We start from the raw sequence: 4,141 nt of genomic DNA, 5'->3' as shown, positions 1-4,141 counted from the left end.
CCCGCCGTTCGTCGTGCCATCCTCGACCGGCTGTTCGCGCATCTCGCCACGCCAGTACGATGTCCGCACTGCCGACGCCGGTTCCTGACACCTCCGCCTAAAGTGCCCAGGTAGTGCTAAAGCCCGTCCGCAGCCTACATCCGGCCCCTCAATGCTGTCCGTCGCCTAACAAGGATTCGCGGTCACCGACGGGCAACCGCGCCCAACACTATAAGGCAACTGCGGCGCATTGCAGGCGCGGCACCGCCATGCCCAGCTCAGGCAAGCCCGGCCACATCCAAGAGTTCAGACGTCGAGGTTTGCCACCTTCAGCGCATTGCCGACGATGAACTCGCGGCGCGGCTCGACGACATCGCCCATCAGCGTGGAGAAGACCTGCTCGGCATCCTCCACGTCCTCGATCTTCACCTGCAGCAGGGTGCGGGTGGCGGGGTCCAGCGTGGTCTGCCAGAGCTGCTCCGGATTCATCTCGCCGAGCCCCTTGAAGCGCTGGATAGCCAGCCCCTTGCGGCCCTGCGCCAGGATGCGCTCCAGCGCCGAGAGCGGGCCGGCAACCTGGGTGCTGGTGCTGTCAAGCGCCAGCGTCGCGGGCTCGGTCCAGGCGGCCTCGAGAGCGGCATGCCGCTCGTTCAGCCATCGGGCATCCGGGCTGCGCAAGGCAGCGCTGTCCAGCCGATGCCGGTCAGCCACGCCGCGCACCGTGCGGCCCATCACCAGCCCCTCGGCACCCGGCGCCACCTTCCAGCCGCGCTCAGAGGGTTGTGCCAGCGCGTCGAGGCGCGTCGCCAGCGCCGGAGCCGCAGCCAGCGCGCGCTCGGGATCGGCCGTGAGAGCGCCCGCAATGGCGGCCTGCTCGACCAGCTCGGTGGGGATGCCATTCGCCAGGCGGCGGATGCGCCCGGCGGTCTGCCGCAGGGCTTCCACCACCTCGCGCAGCTCGTCACCCTCCAGGCTGCGCCCATCGGCAAAGCCGAGGCGGGCGCCATGCAGCGCCTTCTCCAGCAGGAAGTCCTCGAGCGCCCGGTCGTCCTTCAGGTAGCGCTCCTCCTGCCCGCGCTTGGCGCGGTAGAGCGGCGGCTGGGCAATGTAGAGATGGCCTCGCTGCAGCAGCTCCGGCATCTGTCGGAAGAAGAAGGTCAGCAAGAGGGTGCGGATATGCGAGCCGTCCACATCCGCGTCGGTCATGATGACGATGCGGTGGTAGCGCAGCTTGTCGGCCGAGAAGCCCCCGCGGTCCACGGGGCCGGTGCCGATGCCGGTGCCGAGCGCCGTGATCAGCGTGCCGATTTCGGCCGAGGAGAGCATCTTGTCGATGCGCGCCCGCTCGACGTTCAGGATCTTGCCCTTCAGCGGCAGGATGGCCTGGAAGCGGCGGTCACGGCCCTGCTTGGCGGAGCCGCCGGCCGAATCACCCTCGACCAGGAAGATCTCGCACTTGGAGGGATCCTTCTCCTGGCAGTCGGCGAGCTTGCCGGGAAGCGTCGAGATGTCGAGCGCATTCTTGCGGCCGACCTTCTCGCGCGCCATCTGCGCCGCCTTGCGGGCGGCCGCGGCCAGGACGACCTGATCGAGGACGAGCCTCGCTTCCTTCGGGTGCGTCTCGAACCAGTGGGCGAGCGCATCGGCCACCGCCGCATGAACCACCGGCTGCACCTCGGAGGAGACCAGCTTGTCCTTGGTCTGGGAGGAAAACTTCGGGTCCGGCACCTTGACCGAGACGACGGCGGTCAGGCCCTCGCGCATGTCCTCGCCGGACAGCTCGACCTTTTCCTTCTTCGCCAGATCCTCGGCGTATTTCATCACCACACGGGTGAGCGCCTGGCGGAAGCCGGCCTGATGCGTGCCGCCGTCGCGCTGCGGGATGTTGTTGGTGAAGCACAGCGCCAGCTCGTGCGGGCTGCTGTTCCACCACATCGCCAGCTCGACCTGGATGCCGCCGCCTTCCTTGGCCTTCAGGCTGATGGGTGGCTTGAAGATCGGCTCCTTGGAGCGGTCCAGCCACTCGACGAAGGCGGTCAGGCCGCCGTCGAAGCGGAAGGAGACCTCGCGCGGCGGCTCGCCCGCTTCGGTAGGGCGGTCGTCCCGTAGGACGATGGCGAGGCCCGAATTGAGGAAGGCCAGCTCGCGCAGGCGCTTCTCCAGCACGGCGAAATCGTATTCCGTGCGGGTGAAGGTGCCGGCCGAGGGCTTGAAGGTGACGCGGGTGCCATTGCCATGCTCGGCTGGGCCGATCACCTTCAACGGCTGCACCGTCTCGCCATGCTCGAAGCGGATGAAATGCTCGGTACCCTCGCGCCAGATGGTCACATCCATCCATTCGGAGAGCGCATTGACCACGGCGGCACCGACGCCATGCAGGCCGCCGGAAACCTTGTAGGAGTTTTGGTTGAACTTGCCGCCGGCATGCAGGCGGGTCAGCACCACCTCGGCGGCGGAGACGCCTTCCTCGGCATGGATGTCGGTGGGAATGCCGCGGCCGTCATCGGTGACGGTAACGGAGCCATCCGGGTTCAGCACCACCTCGCAGCGCGTGGCGTAGCCGGCCTGCGCCTCGTCCACGGCATTGTCGATAATCTCGAAAGCCATGTGGTGCAGGCCCGAGCCGTCATCGGTATCGCCGATATACATGCCCGGGCGTTTGCGAACGGCTTCCAGCCCGCGCAGCACGGTGATGGAGGCGCTGTCATAGGCATCCGCCATCGGCTCGGGGACGGAGGACGGCGCGCGCACGGACTCGCTCATGCCGGCGGGAAACTCCTGTTCAAGAAGGCCTAAAAGTGAGGAATTTATAGCAGTTTATATGCCAGCCGGCACGGGGAAATCGGCAGCCGGGCGGAGGCTGCCAGGAACCGCCTCCAGGAACTGCGCCTGGTCCTTCAAGGCCGTGAAGGGGGGGAATTCGGTGCCTGTTAGGAAGCACTGCGCCGGGAAATCGGACAGGGCTTCAAAGAGAGCGCCACGGCGCTGCGGATCAAGATGGGCCGCGACCTCATCCAGCAGCAACAATGGCGCGAAGCCTCGATGTCCGGCCACCAAAGCGGCTTGCGCCAGGACGATGCTGACCAGGAGCGCCTTCTGCTCGCCGGTCGAGCAAAGCTCGGCGGGAATGTCCTGCGGCAGAAGAGCGAGGCGAAGATCGGTGCGGTGCGCGCCCTGGCGGGCGCCACCCGCGGCGGCATCGCGGACGCGGTCCGCGGCGAGGCCGGCCCGCAGCGCCTCCTCCACTTCCAGCGCAGGCCGTTCTGCCATCGCCGAGGCGATGGGACAGGCGAGGTCCAGCCGGGCCGCCGGGAAGGCCCCCGCGACGCCACTGACAAGAGCATCCGTCAGCCGCGACGTGGTCGCACGCCGCCGGGCCACCGCCGCGACGGCATGGCGGGCCATGCTGTCCTCCAGCGCCGCCAGCCAGGCGGCATCCCGCCGCCCTTCGGCCAGCAGCCGGTTGCGCTGGCTCATGGCGGCATCATGCGCGGTGACGTCGCGCGCGTGGCTGGGCTCGAGCGACCAGACCAACCGGTCCAGGAAGCGACGGCGACCGCTGGCGCTCTCCTGGAACAGCCGATCCATCTGCGGCGTAAGCCAGAGGATGGCCAGATGGCGCGAGAGTTCGGCCTGGTTGCGGATGGGGGCGCCATCCAGCCGAAAGCTGCGGCGGTCCTGGCCCGCTCCCGCACCGGTGCCGACCACAGCCAGCCCCGCCGGCCCTTCGAAATGACCCGCCGCAGCCCAAGAGAGCGCCGTTTCCCCTTCTTGCCGTGGCAGTTCGCTGCCACGGGCGGCGCGCAAGCCTCGGCCAGGAGCAAGAAGGCTGATGGCTTCGAGAAGGTTGGTCTTGCCCACACCGTTCCGGCCGGCAATTACCAGCAAGCGGGCGCTGAAGCTCTGATCGAGCGCGGTATAGCTGCGGAAATTCTGCAGGAGAAGGCGAGTCAGCCGCAGAGCGGAGAGATCAGCTGTCATCGTGATTCGACGTCAAGCTGCCCGACCAGCGCGATCTGCAGGACTCTGGATGATGAGGTAAGAATTTGGATGCGGGGACAGGATTTGAACCTGTGACCTTCAGGTTATGAGCCTGACGAGCTACCGGGCTGCTCCACCCCGCGTTGGTGGTGTTGGATCCGTTTGTTGTCCACAATTCCGG

Annotated in this window: 2 protein-coding genes and 1 tRNA gene; all 3 read right to left on the bottom strand. The window is 67.4% G+C overall.

Annotated elements, in window-relative coordinates:
- Positions 1-285: 285 nt before the first annotated feature.
- A complete protein-coding gene (gene gyrB, locus QMO56_RS26620; protein ID WP_283530653.1) occupies positions 286-2,742 on the bottom strand; it encodes a DNA topoisomerase (ATP-hydrolyzing) subunit B in 2,457 nt (818 codons plus the stop codon).
- Between the two features lie 54 nt (positions 2,743-2,796).
- Positions 2,797-3,960: a DNA replication/repair protein RecF gene (recF, locus tag QMO56_RS26615; RefSeq protein WP_283530651.1), complete on the bottom strand. Its 1,164-nt coding sequence runs from the start codon at positions 3,958-3,960 to the stop codon at positions 2,797-2,799.
- A gap of 66 nt (positions 3,961-4,026) precedes the next feature.
- Positions 4,027-4,103 (bottom strand) — tRNA-Met (locus QMO56_RS26610).
- Between the last annotated feature and the right edge of the window lie 38 nt (positions 4,104-4,141).

The sequence above is a fragment of the Roseomonas sp. E05 genome (genome assembly GCF_030063475.1).
In the GTDB taxonomy this organism is placed as follows: Bacteria; Pseudomonadota; Alphaproteobacteria; order Acetobacterales; family Acetobacteraceae; genus Pseudoroseomonas.
Note: the sequence above shows the minus strand (reverse complement) of the source record. Positions and strands in the feature narration are given on the sequence as shown.